Origin of the sequence: Actinomyces sp. ICM39 (assembly GCF_000282935.1) — a bacterium.
GTDB lineage: Bacteria > Actinomycetota > Actinomycetes > Actinomycetales > Actinomycetaceae > Pauljensenia > Pauljensenia odontolytica_B.
Window position 1 is genome coordinate 17,744 of sequence record NZ_ALCB01000143.1, and the last position, 19,655, is coordinate 37,398.

Annotated in this window: 17 protein-coding genes; 10 read left to right on the forward strand and 7 right to left on the reverse strand. The window is 66.3% G+C overall.

From position 1 onward, the window contains the following. Window positions 1–7: 7 nt before the first annotated feature. From HMPREF1137_RS09450 to HMPREF1137_RS09460, 3 genes are all read left to right on the forward strand, one after another. Window positions 8–850, forward strand: coding sequence for an ABC transporter permease (locus HMPREF1137_RS09450; protein ID WP_009054832.1), 843 nt, complete (start codon window positions 8–10; stop codon window positions 848–850). After that, window positions 850–2,142, forward strand: a complete 1,293-nt coding sequence (locus tag HMPREF1137_RS09455) for an ABC transporter ATP-binding protein (protein ID WP_009054843.1) — start codon at window positions 850–852, stop codon at window positions 2,140–2,142. Before HMPREF1137_RS09450 ends, HMPREF1137_RS09455 begins: the two co-directional genes overlap by 1 nt. 150 nt (window positions 2,143–2,292) lie before the next feature. Further along, window positions 2,293–4,017 carry an NlpC/P60 family protein gene (locus HMPREF1137_RS09460; protein WP_009054841.1) on the forward strand — a complete coding sequence of 575 codons (1,725 nt, stop codon included), beginning with the start codon at window positions 2,293–2,295 and terminating at the stop codon, window positions 4,015–4,017. Window positions 4,018–4,103: 86 nt separating this feature from the next. Here the strand turns inward: HMPREF1137_RS09460 and HMPREF1137_RS09465 are convergent, their stop codons facing one another. The 3 genes from HMPREF1137_RS09465 to HMPREF1137_RS09475 form a co-directional block, all read right to left on the reverse strand. Then, window positions 4,104–5,150 (reverse strand): glycosyltransferase family 2 protein, encoded by a 1,047-nt coding sequence (locus HMPREF1137_RS09465; protein WP_009054847.1) that lies wholly within the window; start codon window positions 5,148–5,150, stop codon window positions 4,104–4,106. Further along, the gene (locus tag HMPREF1137_RS09470) at window positions 5,147–6,700 is read right to left on the reverse strand and encodes a DUF2142 domain-containing protein (protein WP_009054802.1); all 1,554 of its coding nucleotides are present in this window, start codon (window positions 6,698–6,700) and stop codon (window positions 5,147–5,149) included. The genes HMPREF1137_RS09465 and HMPREF1137_RS09470 overlap by 4 nt, the downstream gene beginning before the upstream one ends. 84 nt (window positions 6,701–6,784) lie before the next feature. Beyond that, window positions 6,785–7,378, reverse strand: coding sequence for a hypothetical protein (locus HMPREF1137_RS09475; protein ID WP_009054799.1), 594 nt, complete (start codon window positions 7,376–7,378; stop codon window positions 6,785–6,787). Window positions 7,379–7,585: 207 nt separating this feature from the next. Here HMPREF1137_RS09475 and rfbB point away from each other — a divergent pair, with 207 nt between their 5' ends. Beyond that, window positions 7,586–8,593 carry a dTDP-glucose 4,6-dehydratase gene (gene rfbB / locus HMPREF1137_RS09480; RefSeq protein ID WP_009054855.1) on the forward strand — a complete coding sequence of 336 codons (1,008 nt, stop codon included), beginning with the start codon at window positions 7,586–7,588 and terminating at the stop codon, window positions 8,591–8,593. A gap of 4 nt (window positions 8,594–8,597) precedes the next feature. Further along, a complete protein-coding gene (locus tag HMPREF1137_RS09485; protein ID WP_009054809.1) occupies window positions 8,598–9,572 on the forward strand; it encodes a glycosyltransferase family 2 protein in 975 nt (324 codons plus the stop codon). 3 nt (window positions 9,573–9,575) lie between these two features. On the opposite strand, the gene HMPREF1137_RS09490 is transcribed toward HMPREF1137_RS09485, so the two are convergent. Continuing rightward, window positions 9,576–10,187 carry a hypothetical protein gene (locus HMPREF1137_RS09490; RefSeq protein WP_009054794.1) on the reverse strand — a complete coding sequence of 204 codons (612 nt, stop codon included), beginning with the start codon at window positions 10,185–10,187 and terminating at the stop codon, window positions 9,576–9,578. A 311-nt stretch (window positions 10,188–10,498) separates the two neighbouring features. On the opposite strand from HMPREF1137_RS09490, the gene HMPREF1137_RS09495 reads away from it, so the two are divergent. From HMPREF1137_RS09495 to HMPREF1137_RS09505, 3 genes are read left to right on the forward strand one after another with little or no spacing between them, the layout of a single operon-like run. Continuing rightward, window positions 10,499–10,795: a WhiB family transcriptional regulator gene (locus HMPREF1137_RS09495; protein ID WP_009054857.1), complete on the forward strand. Its 297-nt coding sequence runs from the start codon at window positions 10,499–10,501 to the stop codon at window positions 10,793–10,795. Beyond that, window positions 10,792–13,956: a glycosyltransferase gene (locus HMPREF1137_RS09500; protein WP_034497687.1), complete on the forward strand. Its 3,165-nt coding sequence runs from the start codon at window positions 10,792–10,794 to the stop codon at window positions 13,954–13,956. The genes HMPREF1137_RS09495 and HMPREF1137_RS09500 overlap by 4 nt, the downstream gene beginning before the upstream one ends. Next, the gene (locus HMPREF1137_RS09505) at window positions 13,953–15,500 is read left to right on the forward strand and encodes a DUF5719 family protein (protein WP_009054830.1); all 1,548 of its coding nucleotides are present in this window, start codon (window positions 13,953–13,955) and stop codon (window positions 15,498–15,500) included. Before HMPREF1137_RS09500 ends, HMPREF1137_RS09505 begins: the two co-directional genes overlap by 4 nt. A gap of 8 nt (window positions 15,501–15,508) precedes the next feature. Here the strand turns inward: HMPREF1137_RS09505 and HMPREF1137_RS09510 are convergent, their stop codons facing one another. Further along, window positions 15,509–15,814 carry a metallopeptidase family protein gene (locus tag HMPREF1137_RS09510; RefSeq protein WP_009054849.1) on the reverse strand — a complete coding sequence of 102 codons (306 nt, stop codon included), beginning with the start codon at window positions 15,812–15,814 and terminating at the stop codon, window positions 15,509–15,511. 186 nt (window positions 15,815–16,000) lie between these two features. Between HMPREF1137_RS09510 and HMPREF1137_RS09515 the strand changes: the two genes are divergently transcribed. Further along, window positions 16,001–16,453 carry a DUF3499 domain-containing protein gene (locus HMPREF1137_RS09515; RefSeq protein ID WP_009054791.1) on the forward strand — a complete coding sequence of 151 codons (453 nt, stop codon included), beginning with the start codon at window positions 16,001–16,003 and terminating at the stop codon, window positions 16,451–16,453. 3 nt (window positions 16,454–16,456) lie between these two features. Here HMPREF1137_RS09515 and HMPREF1137_RS09520 read toward each other — a convergent pair whose 3' ends face one another. After that, window positions 16,457–17,290: an RDD family protein gene (locus HMPREF1137_RS09520; RefSeq protein WP_034497690.1), complete on the reverse strand. Its 834-nt coding sequence runs from the start codon at window positions 17,288–17,290 to the stop codon at window positions 16,457–16,459. A gap of 18 nt (window positions 17,291–17,308) precedes the next feature. On the opposite strand from HMPREF1137_RS09520, the gene HMPREF1137_RS09525 reads away from it, so the two are divergent. Next, a complete protein-coding gene (locus HMPREF1137_RS09525) occupies window positions 17,309–18,301 on the forward strand; it encodes a stage II sporulation protein M (protein ID WP_009054797.1) in 993 nt (330 codons plus the stop codon). Between the two features lie 16 nt (window positions 18,302–18,317). Here HMPREF1137_RS09525 and HMPREF1137_RS09530 read toward each other — a convergent pair whose 3' ends face one another. After that, entirely contained in the window at window positions 18,318–19,649 is a 1,332-nt protein-coding gene (locus HMPREF1137_RS09530) for a DUF58 domain-containing protein (protein WP_009054784.1), read from the reverse strand. Window positions 19,650–19,655 lie beyond the last annotated feature (6 nt).

Below are 19,655 nucleotides of genomic sequence, written 5' to 3' on the forward strand. Positions count from 1 at the left end.
AGTAGCCGTGTCTGAGACGAAACGGGTCATTGACCTGACGGTGCGCATGGCGCAGCGCTCGATCTCCTCGGAGTTCAAGGGCACCGCGCTCGGCCGCCTGTGGTCCTTCATCAACCCGATCGCCACGATCGCCGTGTACGCGCTGATCTTCGGCGTCGTCTTCCGCGGCGAGGCCGACAAGGGCGTGAACTCGGGACTGTCCTCCTTCGCGCTGTGGATCGGCGTGGGCGTCATCGCCTGGAACTTCATGTCGAGCGGTATCCAGCGCGGCATGGATTCCCTCGTGGGTAATTCCGGCCTGCTCACCAAGGTCTACTTCCCGCGTCAGGTCCTCATCTACTCCTCGGTGCTGGCCCTGGCCTACGACTTTGCCTTCGAGCTGGGCGTCATCATCCTCATCATGTGCATCGCGGGTGGCCCCGGCGTGCTGCTCATGATCCCCGCGGTCATCGTCATCACGCTGCTCGCGATGCTCTTCGTGATCGGTATGGGCCTCATCCTGTCGGTTGCCTCGGTCTACTTCCGCGACATCTCGCACCTGTGGCAGATCTTCAACCAGATCTGGATGTACGCCTCCGGCGTCGTCTTCTCCCTGTCGATGCTCAACAAGGTCCAGACCGACCTGGCAGCCAAGGGCTGGACGTGGGGCGGCGAGCCGCTTCCAATCGTCACGATCTTCCGCCTCAACCCCGCCGAGCTCTTCCTTGAGGCCTACCGCTCGACGCTGTACGGCTTCGCGATGCCGTCCTGGCAGGTGTGGCTCGGCTGCGCCGCCTGGGCCTTCGGCATCTTTGGCCTCGGCTCGCTGATCTTCCGCCGCTTCTCGGCACGAATCGTGGAGGAACTCTGATGACGAACGCGATTTCGGTGGAGGGCGTCTCCAAGCGCTTCCGCATCTACAAGAACCGCAACCAGTCCCTCAAGGGCGCGTTCCTGCAGCGTTCGCGCGCACAGTTCGAGGAGTTCTGGGCTCTCGACGACGTCTCCTTCGAGATCCCGCAGGGCAAGACCTTCGGCCTGCTCGGACACAACGGTTCGGGCAAGTCGACGCTGCTCAAGTGCATCGCGAAGATCCTCACTCCGGACAGGGGAACGATCTCCTCGACGGGACGCATGGCCGCCATGCTCGAGGTCGGCTCCGGCTTCCACCCCGAGCTGTCGGGCCGCGAGAACATCTACCTCAACGGCGCGATCCTGGGCATGAGCAAGAAGGAGATCGACTCCAAGCTGGATGCGATCATCGACTTCTCCGGCGTCGAGCGCTTCATCGACCAGCCCGTGAAGAACTACTCCTCCGGCATGTACGTGCGCCTGGGCTTCTCCGTGTCCATCCACGTTGAGCCGGATATCCTCCTCGTCGACGAGGTCCTGGCCGTGGGCGACATGGAATTCCAGAACAAGTGCATGGACAAGTTCGCCCAGCTCAAGGACCAGGGGCGCACGGTCGTCGTCGTGTCCCACGGCCTCGAGCAGATGCGCACCTTCTGCGACCAGGCCGCCTGGCTGGACCACGGCACGCTCGTCGACGTGGGCGCTGCCGCCGAGGTCATCGACACCTACTCCGACGTCGCCCACCACGCCGTCGAGGTCGAGGGCGGAGGCACGCGATTCGGCAGCGGCGAGGCCATGATCGAACGCATCGAGCTGCTGAACGCCTCCGGCGAGCCTACGTCGCTCGTGTACCCGGGTGATCCCGTGCGCCTGCGCCTGCACTACCGCGCGAACGAGCGTATCGAGTCCCCGGTCTTCGGCGCCTCCATCGACACCCGCGAGGGCGTCTTCGTGTGGGGCCTGCACGGTATGGACGCCTGCTACGTCCCGACCTCGATCGAGCCGGGCACCGGTCACCTCGACATCGACATTCCGCGTCTGACCTTCAACCCGGGCGCGTACACGATTTCTGCGGCCATCCAGAACCAGGACATGACCAGCGTTATCGACGCGCTGCAGAAGGCGCGCCGCTTCGACGTCCTGCCCGGCCCTGGCATGGAGTCCGGCGGCCTGGTGAACCTGGGAGCGTCGTTCATGGACCTGACGCCCGCGCGCCCCATGCGCGACGTGCCCAGGCGCGGCGCCGCCGACTACGAGCACCTCGCGCGCATGCAGGCCCAGCAGGCCGACGCGCTCGAGAACGAGGACTGACGGACGCATCAACGTTCGAGGCCGGGGCCCAGCGGTGTGATGCCGCCGGGCCCCGGCTTTTTGTCGAGTTGACGACTCAAAGGCACCCGCGCAGTGTGATGAGTGCCCTACACTTATAGGAGAACTGTTCTCCAGCGACAAGGCACTGTCATGGCACCGACGCCCACACTCGCCCGCCGCGCGATCGCTCGCGCCCTCACCGCCGTCTTAACCCTCGCGCTCATCGCCCTGCCCGCGCAGGCCCGCGCCGACGCCGGGGACGAGGCCGCGCCGCAGTCCGCAGCAGAGAGCTCCACCGCGGCCCAGTCCGGCTCTCCCGCCGCGCCGTCGGCCTTGCCTAGCCCCGAGACCACGGACGCGCTCGAGCCCGCCACCCCCAGCGCGAGCGACGAGGACCGGGCGGCCCCGGCCTCGTCGGAGAGTGACGAACCCCCGACGATGGGCGCGCAGGACGAGACCGGACGGGGCACCTGGATGCGTGACTCGGTCGGCTGGTGGTGGCGGCGCGTCGATGGATCGTACCCGGCTTCCGAGTGGGTGCGGATTGGGGGTGCGCGCTACTTCTTCTACGACAGTGGCTACATGGCCACCGGCTGGTTTCGTGACGGTGCCGATTGGTTCTTCCTGGCTCCCTCCGGAGCGCTCGTTGGCGGCTGGCTGAGGGAAGGCGGCTCCTGGTACTACCTGGATCCCGCCAGCGGCGTCATGCGTACGGGTATGACCGGCGTGGACGGCACATGGTACTACCTGGACTCCTCGGGTGCGATGCGTACCGGCTGGGTGGCTCTGGCCGACGGGTGGCATTACTTCGCGTCCAGCGGCGCCCAGATGGGAGGCTGGCTGCGTGACGGGGGCCAGTGGTATTACCTCGACCCGAACAGCGGCGTGATGCGCACGGGCCTGACGCCCGTGGACGGTACGTGGTATTACCTGGGATCGTCGGGCGCGATGCGCACCGGCTGGGAACGCCTGGCCGACGGCTGGCACTTCTTCGCGTCCAACGGCGCCCAGATGGGAGGCTGGCTGCGCGACGGGGGAGAGTGGTACTACCTCGACCCCGACACCGGCACCATGCGCACCGCGCCCCTGGAACTGAACGGCCGCCGCTACGAATTCGACGCCTCGGGCGCGTGGCGCGGATACGAGGCCCCGGCTGGCTACCTGCAGCCCACCGACCACATCACGAGCCTCGGGGATGCGACCAACACGCTCACCTGGGGTATGAACGGCACCAAGGTGCGTATCGTCCAGGTACGCCTCGGCCTGTGGCATGCAAACAAACTCGCCTCCGTCGACGCGCCCTTCGTCGCCGCCGTCAAAAACTTCCAGCAGCGTGCAGGCCTACCCGTCACCGGCGTCGTCGACAAGGCCACCTGGGATGCCATGGACACCGGCTACCCGTGGACCGTCGACCAGTACCAGGCCACGCCCCTGCCCCTGACGGCCACCCGCTCCGAGCGCATCGAGGCCATGATCGGGTACGCGTGGAACCAGACCGGCTCCTCCTACACGTGGGGAGGGGCAGGCCCCTACGACCAGGGATTCGACTGCTCGGGCCTGGTCCTTCAATCCCTTTACTCCGCGGGCCTGGATCCCCAGCCCATCGATGTGATCAAGCACGCGTGGCCGTCCTACCGCACGTCGCAGGAGCTCTACGCATACCCGCGCTTCCAGCACGTGCCCCTCGCTCAGCGTCAACGCGGTGACCTCATCTTCTACACGACGAGCGGCACCGTCACGCACGTCGCCATCTACCTGGGCGACGACATGATCGTTCACACCGACTGGATGGGGCGCCCCGCCCGCATGCAGCACATCACCGCCGGATACGGATGGGACCGCATGACGCCAGACGTCGTGCGCCCGCTGCCCTAACGGGCATTGCGTCAATGAGGCCGGGCCGGCCACGGGAACACCCGCGACCGGCCCGGCCTCATGCGCAACAACGCGCGCACCGATGTCTAGCCGCGACCCATTAGCTTCTTGGCGGCACGCTTCGACTTCGACGCCGCGCTCCTCACCGAACGCTTGATCTGCGAGCCTGCCGCGAGCTCCGCGCGCAGCGACGTCACCTCCTCGCGCAACTCATGCACCTGCTGGTGCAGGGCCGTCATCGTATTGAGCATGTCGACGTGCACGAGGTTGAGCGACGAATGGAAACCCCCATCCACGCGCGCGAGTTCCTCGCGCATCCGTCGGTAGTACTCCGCCGACAGCAGGGCCTGACCCAGGTGTGGGGACGAGGGATCCTCGGTGGCCAGCATCGCGCGCAGGTAGCGGTCGCGGATATGCAGGTTGTCCCACTTGTGCAGGTACGCGTCCGTGACGACGGAATTACCCAGCGAGGCATCCATCGTGTCACGGTGGTGCCAGTAGGCCAGAGGCTCTCCGTCGATGAAACCGACCGGCGAGTCCGCCAGTAGGCGCAGGTTGAAGTCCCAGTCCGCCTGCGTCTGCAGTGAACCGTCCCAGTGGCCCACGCGGTCCGCAACCTCGCGGCGGATCAGCTGCGAGATCGGCGGCGTGTAGTTCTCCACCATCATGTCCACGAGGGACAAGCCGTAGTTATCCGTCGACAGGACCTCGCGCTCGATCTCGATGCAGGTGCCGTCGGCGCGCACGCGCTCGCGGACGATCTCGCAGCGGGTGGCGACGCCGCCCGCCTTCGGATGCTCATCGAGGTAGGCGACCGTCTTCTTCAGGAAGTGCGGGTGCCACGAGTCGTCATCGTCATGGACCGCGTAGTAGCGGTTGTGCGATGCCGCCAGGCCCGACTCGAGTGCGGCCTCGCGGCCCTTCGAGACCTCGTTCGTGACGATCGTGATCTTCGAACGAACGGCGCTCTTCTGCTTCTTGACGATCGAACGAACCTCGGCCTCGTCGCCGGCGTCGTTAACGATGACGACCTCGTAGTCGTCGAAGGTCTGAGAAGCAATCGATGCGAGGGCACGGGTAAGCATCGCCGGGCGATTACGCGTGCGCACGACGACGGTGACTGTTGCGCTCATGCAGTTTCTTCCTCTTCGGTCGGAGCGGTCGAGGCGGACGCCTCCACCTGGCGGTTCCGCAGCAGGTAGATGGCGCTCGCCAGGGCAAGTGCATATCCCAGCGAGGCCAGGCCCCACAGGGCCATCGGGCTGAGCGGCATGTCGGCCCACCACCACTGGATGTCACCATTCAGGTTACCCGGTGCGATCCATCCGATGTGGCGAATCTCGAGGAGTCCTCGGACGTAGCGGGCGATCGTCGTGTGCATCGCAACGGCGTCGACGACGCTCAGGAAGAACACGAACATAACGATCTGGCCTCGGGTTATCGAGGACTTCTTGACCGCGCAGGACAGCCAGATGAGCAGCCACGTGCCGAGCAGCGGCAAGGCGTAGCGGGAGTGGTAGCCGCCGAGGTTGGGGAACGCGGTCGGCGTCGCGATCAGCAGCGGGATGCCGGCCATTGCCCCGAACACCATGAAGGCCGCCAGGGCCTTACGCAGGCTCATGGTACGGGCGCCGTAGAAGAGGACCGCTCCTAGGACGAGGAGGCCGAGGATTGTCGTGTATCCGGGCAGGGGAGTGTCGCGCCAGCCGGGGCCGGAGTTCAATCCGATGAAGCCCGCGAAGTACTCCGGCAGGTAGCGGATGTTCATGATCGCGACCTCGATGCGATCACTCAGGGTCACCGAGGCCTCGGAGCGTGCGATCTGGCCGGACTGGCCGGATCCGAGCATGCACCAGATGCCGATGGCGCTCAGGACCGCCGCGATAGCGATCTCTGGCAGGTGACGGCGGTGGGCTGCCAGGATGAGAATGCCGAGCGATGCTACGAAGACGTAGAAGGCCGCATCGCCACGCGAGCCGTAGCACAGGAGGGAGGCAAGGGTCGCCACGCCCAGGAGCGTCCAGCGACGCCAGCCCTGCGCGTTCAGTGCGCCGTAGAGAGCCGCGCCGTAGGTGAACACACCCGTAATCGCCCAGGACGAGGGGTTGTTGGAGGCGATGAAGTACAGGCCCATCGGTGTCCACGCGATGAGCGCGGCCAGCGCGGTCGCGCGGCGTACCTCGCGGGTTGACAGCGCGCAGACCGCTCCGATGAGCGCCATGGCGATGCCGACGTTGATCGAACGCATGATCCACACGGAGTGCTCCACGCTGTGGCCCGCGAAGAGGTGGTGGAACTGGTAGAAGCCGTAGGGGTACTGGCCGTCGTTGTATCGGTACGACGGGGCCATCGTGTCGTCCGAGTATTTCCTGATGCACTTGTGCGATTTGTCGGGGCTGAAGGCCTCGCACTGCGCGTGGGAGGTGGTCACGGGGGCCAAGACGTACAGGTCGCCGTCAATTGTGGTCGTCCCGCAGCCCGTGGACTCGATGGGACGCGGGCACCACGTGGAGACGAGGTGGTAGTCATCATCGGGGGAAGCGCCCGGAGGAGAGGCGAAGATCCAGCCCACGGCTACGGCGAGGATGCCCAGGGCAAGGAAGACGAAGGCCAGGGGCCGCGCTGCGGTAGAGACGAAACGATCCCGCGCGGAGGCGAGCTGGTCGACGAGCGCACGTGCCATGAAATGAGCCAATCTGTCCGGGATAGATACGTCTAATGTACACGAGTCCGGGCGCGGCCCGGCGGGTGCGAGCCCGCCCAGCGGCTAGAAAACGACGGGCCAGTGAGGCATGCAGCTCGTCAGGGTGGCGTGGGCGCTCGTGGCCTCGGCGAGGGCCTGGGTGTAGGCGGGGTTCACCTCGGGCTTTTCACCGCGCTTGAGTGCCTCCTCGGCTCCCTGCTGATCGGCGAACTCGGGGATCGCGCCGGAGTCGAGGGCTGCGTTGCGCTCGACGTAGACCGCGAGGGCTGCGAGGGCCTGCTTGGAGGTCTCATCCGTGGCCGCCTGGGTGAGGCGGTCGGAGTAGTCGTTCTTGAAGGCGGCCGCGAATGCCTCCCACGCGCGGTGACGCTCCTCCGCGTTCGTTTCCCCCGAGCGCTTGGCCGCCAGGGACCTGTAGGCCTGGCCGGTCTCGGAACCGTTGAGAGCCTCGGAGAAGATCTCATCCATCGCCGCGCAGCCGGGGGAGGCGGCGTGCAGGGTCGGCATCGCCGAATTGGATGGCTGGCCGGGGTCCCCCGGGGAAACGGAGGCCGCGGGCGTCGACTGAGCGCTCTGGGTGTCCTCGAGTGGGGAGCACGAGGCCGTGGCTAGGGCGCACAGGGCGAGCAGTGCGAGCGAGGGGACGAGACGAGTCACGAGAAGTCCGTTTCTGTTGGGGGATACGTCCAATCTATCAGCGCGCTGCGGCCCCTCACGGGACCTCCAGCGTGGCGAATAGTGACGTATCCGACGGGGAAGTGGAGGTCAGTGGCGGGGAATGCGTGAGAACTACGGCATAATAGGGGCAGGAATCGGGTGAGTTACACCCCCGGACGCCTATGGGCGCGCAAAGGAGAAGACCTCATGAAGATCGTTGTGACCGGCGGTGCCGGATTCATCGGAGCGAATTTCGTTCACACGCTGCTGGAGGACCACCCGGACGTCGACGTCGTCGTCCTGGACAAGTTCACCTATGCCGGCAACCGTGCGTCCCTGACCGACGTGCCCGCCGAGCTTGCCGCTCGCCTGACCGTCGTCGAGGGCGACATTGCGGACGCCGACCTCGTCGACGGCGTTGTGGCTGGTGCCGATGCAGTCGTGCACTTCGCCGCGGAGTCGCATAACGACAACTCCCTCCTGGACCCCTCGCCCTTCATCCAGACCAACCTGGTGGGCACTTTCACCCTGCTGGAGGCCGTGCGCCGCCACAAGGTCCGCTTCCACCACATCTCCACGGACGAGGTCTACGGTGACCTCGAGCTGGACGATCCCGCGAAGTTCACGCCCACCACGCCCTACAACCCCTCCTCGCCCTACTCCTCGTCCAAGGCTGGCTCGGACCTGCTGGTCCGCGCGTGGGTGCGTTCTTTCGGCGTCGAGGCGACGATCTCGAACTGCTCGAACAACTACGGCCCGTACCAGCACATCGAGAAGTTCATTCCCCGCATGATCACGAACCGCCTGCGTGGCGTGCGCCCCCGCCTGTACGGCGACGGCCTGAACGTGCGCGACTGGATCCATGTGCGCGACCACAATACTGCCGTGTGGGACATCCTCATGAAGGGCCGCATCGGCGAGACCTACCTGATCGGCGCAGACGGTGAGACGAACAACCGCGACGTCGTCGCCATCCTCAACGAGCTCATGGGCTACGCCCCCGACGATTTCGATCACGTGAACGACCGCCCGGGCCACGACCTGCGCTACGCGATCGACAACTCCAAGCTCGTCAACGAGCTCGGCTGGGAACCCCAGTTCACGAACTTCCGCGACGGCCTGGCCGACACGATCGCCTGGTACACCGAGAACGAGGCGTGGTGGGCTCCCCTCAAGGAAGCCGTCGAGGCGAAGTACGCCGCCGAAGGACACTGAGTCCTTGGGCAACGTGACCCGAGACGAGGCGATGCCTCGTCCCCGCGTCACCGTCCTCATGGCCACCTACAACGGGATGGCCGAGGGCGGGGCGTGGCTCGACGAACAGGTGGACTCCGTGCTCGCCCAGGTGGGCGTGGACGTCCGTCTCGTCGTGTCCGATGACGGGTCGAGTGACGGAACACGCGAGCACGTGGAGGCGCGTGCCGCTGCCGACCCTCGGATCACGGTTCTGCCCCAGCGCGACGGTACGCCCGGCGTGACGGGCAACTTCCTCCACCTTTTCATGACGCACGTCCCCGACGGCTCCTACGTCGCATTCACCGACCAGGATGACGTGTGGCACGAGGATAAACTCAGTTCTCAGCTGGCCCTCATGGAGGCGACGGGGGCTGACGTCGTCTCCTCGAATGTCACGTCCTTCCAGTCGCTGCCCGGCGGGGAAGTGGGGGAGCGACGCCTGATCCGCAAGTCGCAGCCACAGCGGGCCTGGGACTTCCTCTTCGAGGCTGCGGGGCCGGGATCCACCTACGTCTTCAGTCCGCAGGCGCATGAAGCCCTCGTGCGCGTGCTGAGGGGCCTTGACTACAGCGAGATCGGCGTGCATGACTGGTATGTCTACGCGCTGGCTCGCTCAATCGGCCTGACCTGGGTGATCGGAGAGGAACCCACCCTGGAGTACCGTCAGCACGGCGGCAACGTGCAGGGTGCGAACTCCGGCTCCGGGGCGCGCGATGCCCGCATGGCCAAGCTACGCAGCGGTTTCTATCGCAACCAGTTCATTCTGACTGCCCGCACCGCTCAGAACGTCGGCGTATTCGACGAGCGCCGCGCGCGCCAGCTGCGCGCCATCCTGCGCGAGCTCGAGGGACAGGGCATCGCCTCGAGGTTGCGCTTCGCCCTGCGCTGGCATCAGATCCGTCGCGACCGCATGGAGGGCCTCAAGCTCGCAGCTGCGCGCGTCCTGGGCGTGTGGTGACTTCTACCTCTGATAGGTCACGAGGCCTCCGTCCACGTCCTCCGTGGCAAGAATCTGGGGGAGATTATCCGGCGAGACGGCCTGCGGGTCAATGATGACGACCGAGCGCCCCTGCATCCACTGATCCAGCACCTGTCCCGCGCCTGTTCGTGCGTCCCACAGCAGCGCGACGCGCCGACCGTGAACCGGTACCGACGCGCGCAAGCCGGCCAGGGCCTCGTCCCGGGCCGCCCCGAGCAGCGGGGGAGTGTCAACGACGAGGGCGTCCGGCTGCATGGCGATTTCCGCGAGGCCGTCCATTGCGCCCTCCAAGGGACCATCCCACGCGAAGGAGAGGTACTGGGCGGGCTGGGCGAGAACATGCGCGCCAGCGTCCAGCGCGTTGGATGCTTCGGAACCGAGAATATTGGTGACGAAAAGGTCCCCGGGCAGGGGGCGTCGTGTATCGAGAACTTCCCATCCCATCGCCCGCGCGGCGATCTGCCAGAGGGTGTCCTGCCAAGGCTGAAGAGTCGTGTAGATGCGAGTCGGTGTTGGTTCGCCTGTGCCGAATAGGTCGGCCGCAAGTTCGTTTGTCAGGTAGTTGGCGATCTTCGCTAGCCACCGGCTGACCACGGGTCCTCCCAGTTCAACGCGCTCCTGGCCGTATTGGGTCAGCGCTGGCCCTGACCATTCGTTAATCACTGTGATACAGTGGGTGAGCCTGCTCATAGTTTCTAAGGACTTATTGTTCATGGTTTCAAGTATATCGAAGGTCCTAGACATTCCAAATACTTAGTAACTGTGAAGTCCTTGAAATAGGGCATTGTTTTACCGTTGGGTCAAGTGCTACGGAAAAGGTCTCATTATCGCGAAACGGCTTGACTTCCTGCAATGACACGCGTGTAATTCTCGTAGTGATTGATTCGTTATAAGGAGCTCCCGCAATGTGGAACATCTTCGGTGACGGACCCCTCGAGTGGTCCGAGGATGCCGACGCGGCGCAGTACGCCCGCATTGACGGCCCCCTTGCGTGGCAGCAGCACGCGCTCTGTGCGCAGACGGATCCGGAGGCGTTCTTCCCTGAAAAGGGTGGCTCCACTCGCGAGGCGAAGGCTGTTTGTCAGGCCTGCCAGGTGCGCGAGGATTGCCTCGAGTACGCGCTAGCTAACGACGAGCGCTTTGGTATTTGGGGCGGCATGTCCGAGCGCGAGAGGCGGCGCCTGCGCCGTATGGCCGGTTGAGTCCGACGCAGCGCTCCGTCGGTGCGATCCTCGTCACGAGGGGAGACGCGCCGCTCACTCAGTCCGTTGTGCGGGCCATCGAGAATCAATCGGTGGCCCCGCATTCGTTGACCATCATTGACGTCGCAGGGCGTCACGTGACCCCCTTCCCGGCCGACCGAGTTCCCGAGGGAGCGCAGCTCGTGCGCGTCGGTCGTGCCCGCAACCTGGGCGACGCCATCAAGCGTGCACGCGCCCAGGGAGCTGCTTTCACCTCGGAACAGTGGTGGTGGATCCTTCACGAGGACAGTGCCCCAGAACCCGAGTGCCTCGACGAGCTGATCCAGGCCGCCACCGTCGGCAAGACCGTCGGTGCCGTCGGCGTCAAACAGATGAGCTGGGACGGCTCTCGCCTCCTTGAACTGGGAATCTTCGCAACGGCGAGCGCCCGTCGCCTTGAGCGCGTCGGCGACGACGACATTGATCAGGGACAGTACGACGGTACGAGTGACGTTCTTGGCGTCGGCACCGCCGGCCTGTTCATCAGCGCCGAGGCCTACGAGACCGTCGGAGGATTTGACACCGCGCTCGGGCCCTTCGGCGACGGACTTGACCTGGGGCGCAGGCTCCACCTGGCCGGATACCGCGTGATCGTCGCCCCCAAGGCCCGCGTGCGTCACGCCCGCGTATCCCTCTACTCCGGCCTCGACACCACCCACGACACAGAGCACAGTGAGCCGACGGGTGACGTTTCGGACGGCATCGCCGACGGCGACGTCGCGACCGACGGATCGTTCCGTAAACGCCGCTATGCCCAGATGTACAACTGGTGCAAGGCCGTTCCTGCCTTCCTTCTTCCCTTCCTCGCCCTGTGGCTCCTCGTATGGAGCCCCGCGCGTGCCCTGGGACGGATTCTCACGGGGCGTGCCTCGTTGGCACTACCTGAAATGGGAGCGCTCGTCTCTCTCATCGGCGCGACCCCGCGCCTCCTGGCCGGTCGTGCCCGCGCCGCCCAGTCTCGTACTGTTCCCCGCTCTGCCCTGCGCGCTCTCGAGACGGCTCCCGCCTCGCTGCGCAAGGAACCGGCCGGTGTCGACGAAGACGAGCACGGGGAGCGCATTGATCCGCTCATCGTCTCCTCGATGCGGCGATACCGCGTCCGTTCCGTATCCGCCTGCCTCGGCCTCGCTCTCGTGACCTCGTTGCTTGCCGCCGCCCAGTGGTGGGGGACCTCTGCTGGCCTCGTCGGTGGAGCGTGGGTGTCCATGCCCGCGACCTGGACCGAGCTGTGGAACGCTGCGTGGTCCGCGTGGGTGCCTGGTGGCGACGGATATGCGGGCGGAGCGGACCCCCTCACGATAGTGCTGGCACTCCTGAGTGCACCCGTCGCGCCGCTGGGAATCAGCCCCGGAGCGCTCGCGACATTCCTGCTTGTGGCCTCCAGTCCGCTCGCCGCGTTGGTCGCCTGGATCCCGAGCCGTAGCCTGAGTGCCTCGTTGCGCGTGCGTTTCCTTGCCTCGCTGGCCTGGGCTGTCGCGCCCGCACTGGTGCTGAGTGCAACCCACGGCGTCCTCGCCGGGACCCTCGCCCACATCGTGTTGCCCGTTGTCGCTGCGTTCTGCGTCGGCGCACCCCAGCCTCTGCTCGTGGCGGGTGCCTCCGGCGTTGAGCCCGCGCCCCTGGCACCTCGTGGCATCAACGCAGGATGCGCTGGCCTCGCGCTTGTCATCCTGTCCTGCTGTGCACCGTGGACGCTGCCCGTCGCTGTGCTCGCGCTCGCGTGGCGCTCCCGGCGCAGCCTTCTCGTGGCCCTGCCCGCGCTGACGCTTCTCCTGCCCACCTATGTCTCTATCCTGGTGCGCCCCGCCGCATGGCCCGCGCTCGCCTCTACGAGCGGAGGCATCCATGCCTACACTCGTGCCCCCTCGTGGATGGCATTGATCGGTCTGCCCGCTGCCCCCTCGAGCACACTCGAGGCAGTCGCGCTGTGCGTCGTCGGTGGAGGCGCTGCGCTGCTGGCGGTCGTTGCCCTGCTTCGCTCGCGTTCTCATGCCGCGATGCTCACCTTCTGCTGTGCTCTTATTGCCTCCGCACTCGCCTGGGGTGCCTCCCACGTTGGCGTGGGCATGACCGGTGCGTCGGTGGCTTCCGCGTGGGCATCGCCCGCGCTGTCCCTCGCCTTTGGCTTGCTGGTGATCCTGTCGACGCGCACGAGGTCCGTGCTGCCTGCCGACTCGGATAGTCAGCGTGCGGCATGGGACGCGTCCAGGCCGTTCGTGTTGCGCGCTTCGGGGGCCCTCGTCGCCATCGCCCTCCTCGGATCGGGATCCGCCGTGAGCGTGTCCGCCGTCGAGGGGCGCTCCAAGGCTGATGAGATCCCGACCTTTACGATGTCCCAGCGCGAGACGGTGTCCGCTCTGTCGTCGCCCATCGTCTCCGCCGTCGCATCCCAGGCACAGCGTTCTACGCGCGCCGGACGCATCCTCGTCCTCGACGGCGACCCGACCACCGACACCGTCAACGCGATGCTGTGGCGTGGAAACGGCCCGTCGCTCACGGCATCGACCCCGGCCATTCACGCTCTCACTCTCGCGCAGGCGCGCAACGGTGCAGCAACGGGCACCCTGAGTGACCCGGCCACCGCCTCGCTCGCCCAGGCCGCCTACACCCTGGTCGTCTACCCCGACGACGCCACCGTTCAGACTCTGGCCGCGCACGACATCGACACGATCCTCGTGCCCCTCGGTGCGAGCGGATCTGTCGCTTTGACCTCCGGTCTCGACCGAGCCGATGGGCTTGAGAAGGTCGGCGATACGAATTCCGGTACCGTCTGGCGGTTGCGTCCCGACGGACTGACACCGGCACGCGTGCGCGTTGAGTCCGCCAGCGGCGTCACCACCCCTGTCGGGTCCTCGCAGCTGCGTGTGGATGGGGATGTGCAGGCTTCCGGCACCCTCATCCTCGCTGAACGCGCCGACTCCGGATGGCGCGCGTGGGTCGACGGTGTGGCGCTGACCCCCGTCGAAGCCGCCGACGGATGGTCGCAGGCGTTTGATATGCCCACCGCGGGGCACCTGACCGTCACCTACAACGCATGGTGGGTTGTCCCGTGGCGCATTGCTGCGGCCGCATGCCTGATCGTCGCCATGGCCAGCGCCCTATCCGCGTGGAGGAAGAGATGACAAAGCCCCGCATTAGTTCGCTGACGACGCTCGCGGGCGCGGGGATCGCCGTGGCTGTTATGGCTGGCGCATCCATGTGGGTCGGCGCATCGCCGAGCCGGGTCGAGGGGACAGTGCAGAGCGCTCACCCGTCGCAGGTGCGCCTCGCGTGCCCCTCGGGCATTGTCGATCCTTTCGAGACGACCAACGTTGCAGCAGGGACCACCTGGTCCTCCCTCGCATCCGCCCCCACGAGCCCCGCACCCGCGTCTGTGACGGGCAACGGGGGAGCCATCCCCTCGGCGCTGACCCTCGCCGGACAGGGCGGAGGCGAACTCGCTGGTCTTAGTGCCGTTGGATGCGCGGCCCCGCGTACCTCCCAGTGGATCGCCACCGGAGCGACGATTTCCGGTGCGGACATGGTGCTCATCCTGTCCAACCCCGGCACAACGGCCTCGGTCGTGAGCATCGACGGATACGGGGCGTCGGGCCCCCTGAACGCCTCATCGCGCCAGGTCACTGTCCCCGCTACCTCCTCGGTGTCGGTTCTTCTCGCGGGATGGTTCCCCGACGAAAACTCCCTCGCCGTACACGTGCGTGCAGACGGGGGAGGGGTCGCTGCCTGGGTGCAGGCCTCTCTCATGAACGGCGAGGTTCCCCAGGGCGCCACGCTCGCCTCCGCGGTCGTGCCCGCCACCTCGCAGACGATCCTTGGTGTTGACCCCAAGGGCACGTCGCTTCTGCGCCTGGTGTCGCCCTCGGGTGAGGCGCACGTGAGTGTCTCCGTCGCTGACTCCACCGGCGTGCATCCCCTGCCTGGCGGCCAGGCGACCGTCGCCGAGGGAACCACCCTGGAAATGCCCCTCGACGGCGCATCGAGCGATTCCTCGCCGATCGCGCTGATCGTCACCTCCGATCACGAGGTCGTGGCGCAGACGACGACGATCACCCTGGGTGCTCCGTGGGTGCAGCGTGCGAGCGCGTGGATCATGCGGTCCAACGCGAGCCCCGCGACGCCCTTCACCGAAGCCACGATCCCGGGAGCAAGCCAGCTGAGCGCGATGACCTCCTCGGTACTCTCGTCGACCCCCATCCGAGCAACCTCGCTCGCCACCGACTCCGGGGTGAACGCCACGTCTGCTAGCCTCCTGCTGTACGCGCCCGCAGATGCTGCCGCCGCGGCCGCAAGCCAGGAAGAAACGCCTCAATCGGCCCAGCCCGGACCGAGCGCAACACCCGACATCTGGGCCTCGCCCTCGCCCGTGACCTCCCAATCGGGTGCATCCCAGTCCGGCGCCTCGCAGGAAGCGCAGTCGAGCGGCACCTCAGCCTCGACCCCGGGCGCCGTCGCCGTGCGCGTGGGAGGACGCACGATCTACGTCGCGCCCGGCGTCCCGACCTTGGTGAGCCTCCCCGATTCAGCCAGCCAGATGAGTGCGGACACCCCCATTCAGGCTGCCCTGGTGATCTCCGCAGATACGGCGGTGGGACGCATGAGCACCACCTGGAACGTCGGCACCGAGGGTATCAGCGCCGTGACCGGTTCGATCCGCACCATAAACTAGGGCGCTCCTCAGCGCATCGCGTCGTCGATCTCGTCCGGCGGGAGCGCCAGGATGTGGCTGATCCTCTCCACGAGCACCCTGCGCGTCATCATCGCAATCTCCTCGGGCGGGCATCGCAACGTGATCGGCAGGCGGTAGACCACGATTCGATCCCGCAGACCCCGGCGCCTATCAGCGGGGAAAATACGCGCGACAACGACGCTGTGTGACTCCCATGGCGCGGGATCTGATGGCGGAACATCTTCGACCGCGAACTCGATCGTGGAGACCTGAGGCCAGCGACGAATAAGCTCGGTGACGAGCTCACTCACCATAGAATCGAAGTCTTCGCGACGCGTCCGCCATGCCGGAGTTCCCGGGAAAAAGAGGGGACCACGAGGGCCGCGACCGTGGCGGTTGCGGCTCGAGATGTGGCGGCGCGTGGAAAACACCCCCTCAGGGTAGGCGCATGGCGCGCTGGAGTGGGCCATACGCGCACAGAGTGTCGTACTCTTAGGGACGTGATTGCCCAACGCCACTGCTCGAAGCCCGGCTGCTCGACGGCCGCCGTCGCCACCTTGACCTACGACTACCGTGATTCGACGGTCGTTGTCGGCCCCCTGGCGACCGTCGCCGACCCCAACTCTTATGATCTGTGCGAGGAACACGCGCAGAATCTGACTGCACCGTTGGGTTGGCAGGTCGTTCGACTGGCGACGAATTTCGAGCCGGCCCCGCCGTCCGGTGACGACCTTGCCGCGCTCGTCGACGCCGTGCGTCGTGTCGCTCAGGAGGCGCAGGCCGAGCCCGCCCCCGCTCACACAGCGCGCCGACCCCAGGCGGGACCTTTCGGGCCCGCTCGCTCCGTCGGAACTCCCGACACCTCGAGTCCCCTGGATCCGTCGAGCCCATACGCGCGTAGACGCGCGCAGTTCACGGTGGTGGACGGTTCTGAGAAGGGCGACGAGGACTAGCAGCTACAGCCCGAAGCGCGCCTGTGTTGCTTCGTGGAAGCGTGCCTTGCCGCGCGCTCGGCGCTCACGCTCACGCTCCCACTCGCGATCACGGCGAGCCACGAGAATCGCGGCAATCACAATCTCCGGGTGTAATCCGGGTGGCAGAGGCGTCTGAACGCGCTTGATGAGCCGATCAGCGAGGGATGAGGCGACCTCTCCGCGCAGCTTCGGTGCGATGCCGCGATTCGTTCCCAGGAAAGCGCGTGCCTCGGCAGCCAGTGCGTCGTCGAGGGGCAGGATTGTCGCTGTGCGCGCCCAGTCTTGAAGCCCCGGGGGCATCACGAGGGGTGGGTAAAACACCGAGTCCCCCTGAGAACAGACCATTGTTCCCGCGGCCAGGTCGCCCAGGCGCTTGCCCTTCTTGTTGAAGAGCTCGACGAAGAACGCCAGCCCGCCCCACATGAGCCAGTTCTCCAAGATCCCGACGCCCACGCGCACAGCGCTGTGCCGTGCGGTAATCGCGCCGCCGTCGTCGCGCACGACCCGCAGGTTCATGGCCCACTTGCCGAGCGAACGGCCACCCGTGGCAATCTCGACAATAAAGGGAATGAAAAACATGATCGACGAGATCAGCCCAACGACGAACACGCGCACGAGGGAGTAAGAATCACCTGACCACGTACGTGCCGCAGAGAGAAGAATGAGAAGTCCTGCCCCGAGGTACGTGATGCCGTCCATGATTGCGGCGGCGAAACGTACGGGCGGCGAAGCTGGGGTCATGTCGAGGGTGACGGCTTCACCCGTCCGGACGTAGTCGTCTTGAATGACGCGTGATTGACTGCGTTGCGCGCTCATGTATGACACGCTAGTCCAATGGACATCGATGTGCTGCGGGTGAGCGGAAAAACGGAGTGGAAACGTCTTGAGGAGTTGACGCGTACCCGCTCTCTGACGGGGCAGGAGATCGACGAGCTCGATCGCCTCTACCGCTCTGCGGCAACGGATCTGGCGCGCGTCCGCACGACCAGTCCTGATCCCGACGTCATCGCCGAGCTCTCGCGTATCCTGTCCGCGGCGCGCGGGCGTCTGGCGGGAACGGGAGGAGTCAGCGGGACTGTGATCGCACGCTTCTTCAAGGTGTCCCTCCCGTACGCCCTCTATCAGATCCGATGGGTAACGGTCGGTGTCATGCTCGTCTTCATCGCCATTGGCGTGCTGGAGGCGCACTACCTGATCACCACACCGGAGGCGATGAATCAGCTGGGGACACCGGAGCAGCTGCGTCGCTATGCCCACAGCGACTTCGTCGAGTACTACCACCAGGACACCAATGCGGAGTTCGGCTTGTCCGTGTGGGCGAACAACGCGTGGATCGCTCTCCAGGCAGTCGTCACGGGTATCACCGGTGTGTACCCGCTCAGGATCCTGTGGGGCAACGCGACGGGCGTCGGGATGGCTGGCGCAATCGTGTATGTGTACGCGGGCCCCTGGCACTTTTTCCGTTTCATTTTGCCGCACGGGCTGCCCGAACTGACCGCCGTCTTCATCTCGGTCGCAGCGGGCCTGCGCGTATTTTGGTCGCTCCTCGTTCCCGGTCCAGCGACGCGCTTCCAGGCGGTGGGCGTGGCCGCGCGTAGCGCCATGACGGTGGCTGTCGGCTGCGCGCTTCTCCTCGCGGGATCCGGTGTCCTCGAAGGCTTCGTGACTCCTTCCGACCTGCCTGACGCCGTTAAGATCACGCTGGGAGCCCTTATGACGGCCGCTGTATGGGCGTACACGTTGATCCTTGGCCGCAGGGCGCACCTCGCGGGCCAGAATGCCGACGTCGGCATCGACGCAGGTTACTACCAGCCGGTATCGGGCTGAGCGTCGCTACCTGCGGTTACAGACGTCCGCTCTTCTTCAACTCGATGTAGCGGTCGGCCGTACGCGCGGGGAGCAGCCCAGCCGATGCCTGCAGGGTCAGGGCGCCGGCGAGGCGCACGTCGGCTGCCCCAGCTGCGTCGGAACGTTCCGCGAGCGAGGCCGAAGCTGCGAGGAACACGGACTCGGCATCCTCGCGTCCGTTGCGGGCGCGGATCTCGTCGGGGTCAGTTGCCGAGGCCACGAGGACCGTGTGGCGTTTGCTGAGTCTCGCCAGTGCGTCGGTGAACTCTGTTTCCAGTCCGGCGGGCGGAATCTTGGTGGCGATGACGACGAATGCCGAGTGACGCACGGTCTGCTCGACCGCGTCCGCTGCCCGCGACCAGTCGGTGACGTCCAGGCGCGGGTTCAAGTCCATGAAGGTCTGCGCGAGTGTCTCGATAATCTTGGCGCCGCGCACGCCGGAGACGCGGGCACGCACGCGCGAATCGACGGCTACCAGGTGGACCTTGTCGCCCGCGCGGTCAGCCAGCGCCGCCAGAAGCAGGGCGGTCTCGATCGAGGAATCCAAGCGCGGCGCGCGCCCCAGCGCAATGGAGTCGACCTCCTCGTGCTCGGGCGCTCCGAGAAGTGCGGAGGACGCGCGACCGCAGTCCACGACGATCACAACGTGACGGTCGCGTTCGGGGCGCCACTGACGCACCATCAGCTCGGTTGAGCGGGCGGAGGCGCGCCAGTCGATATCGCGGGGGTCATCACCCACAACGTAGGCGCGCAGCGAGTCGAACTCGGTACCGGCGCCGCGCAGCGTCGTCGGCGTGGTGCCCTCGAGCTCGTGCAAGCGAGCCAGGCGCGAGGGCAGGAGCACTCGCGCCTTGAACTCGGGGAGCACAGACAGGCTCAGGGGCGCAGCGATGGACACCTGGCGGGCCCCCAGGTGCAGGGGACCCCAGGACCGGATCGTCACGACGTCAGCGTGGCGGGTTCCTCGCCTGGTGGGGGACAGAAGTGTCGTGATTTTCTCAGCGGATTTCGGGTGCAGGCGCACACGCTGGCGCGGCGGCGACTGGCGCAGCGAGGGAGGCCATGCGTCGCGCACGTCCAGGACCATCTGGCGCCTCGTCGTATTCGTCAGCCGCAGCGAGGCCTCGGTTGTCTGATCAGCACGAATCGAGCCCGTTACCTCGCGGCTCATGCGCAGGGTGCGCGGTGAGGGCGCCGCGAGAGCATCGAGCAGACACACGAGCACGACGATGCCACACCACATCCACGCGAATCCGCGAGACGGGGCGAAGGCGAGCGGAATCAGGCCCACCAGGACGAGGAGCGCGCTGCGCGCTGAGATCGCCACGGGCAG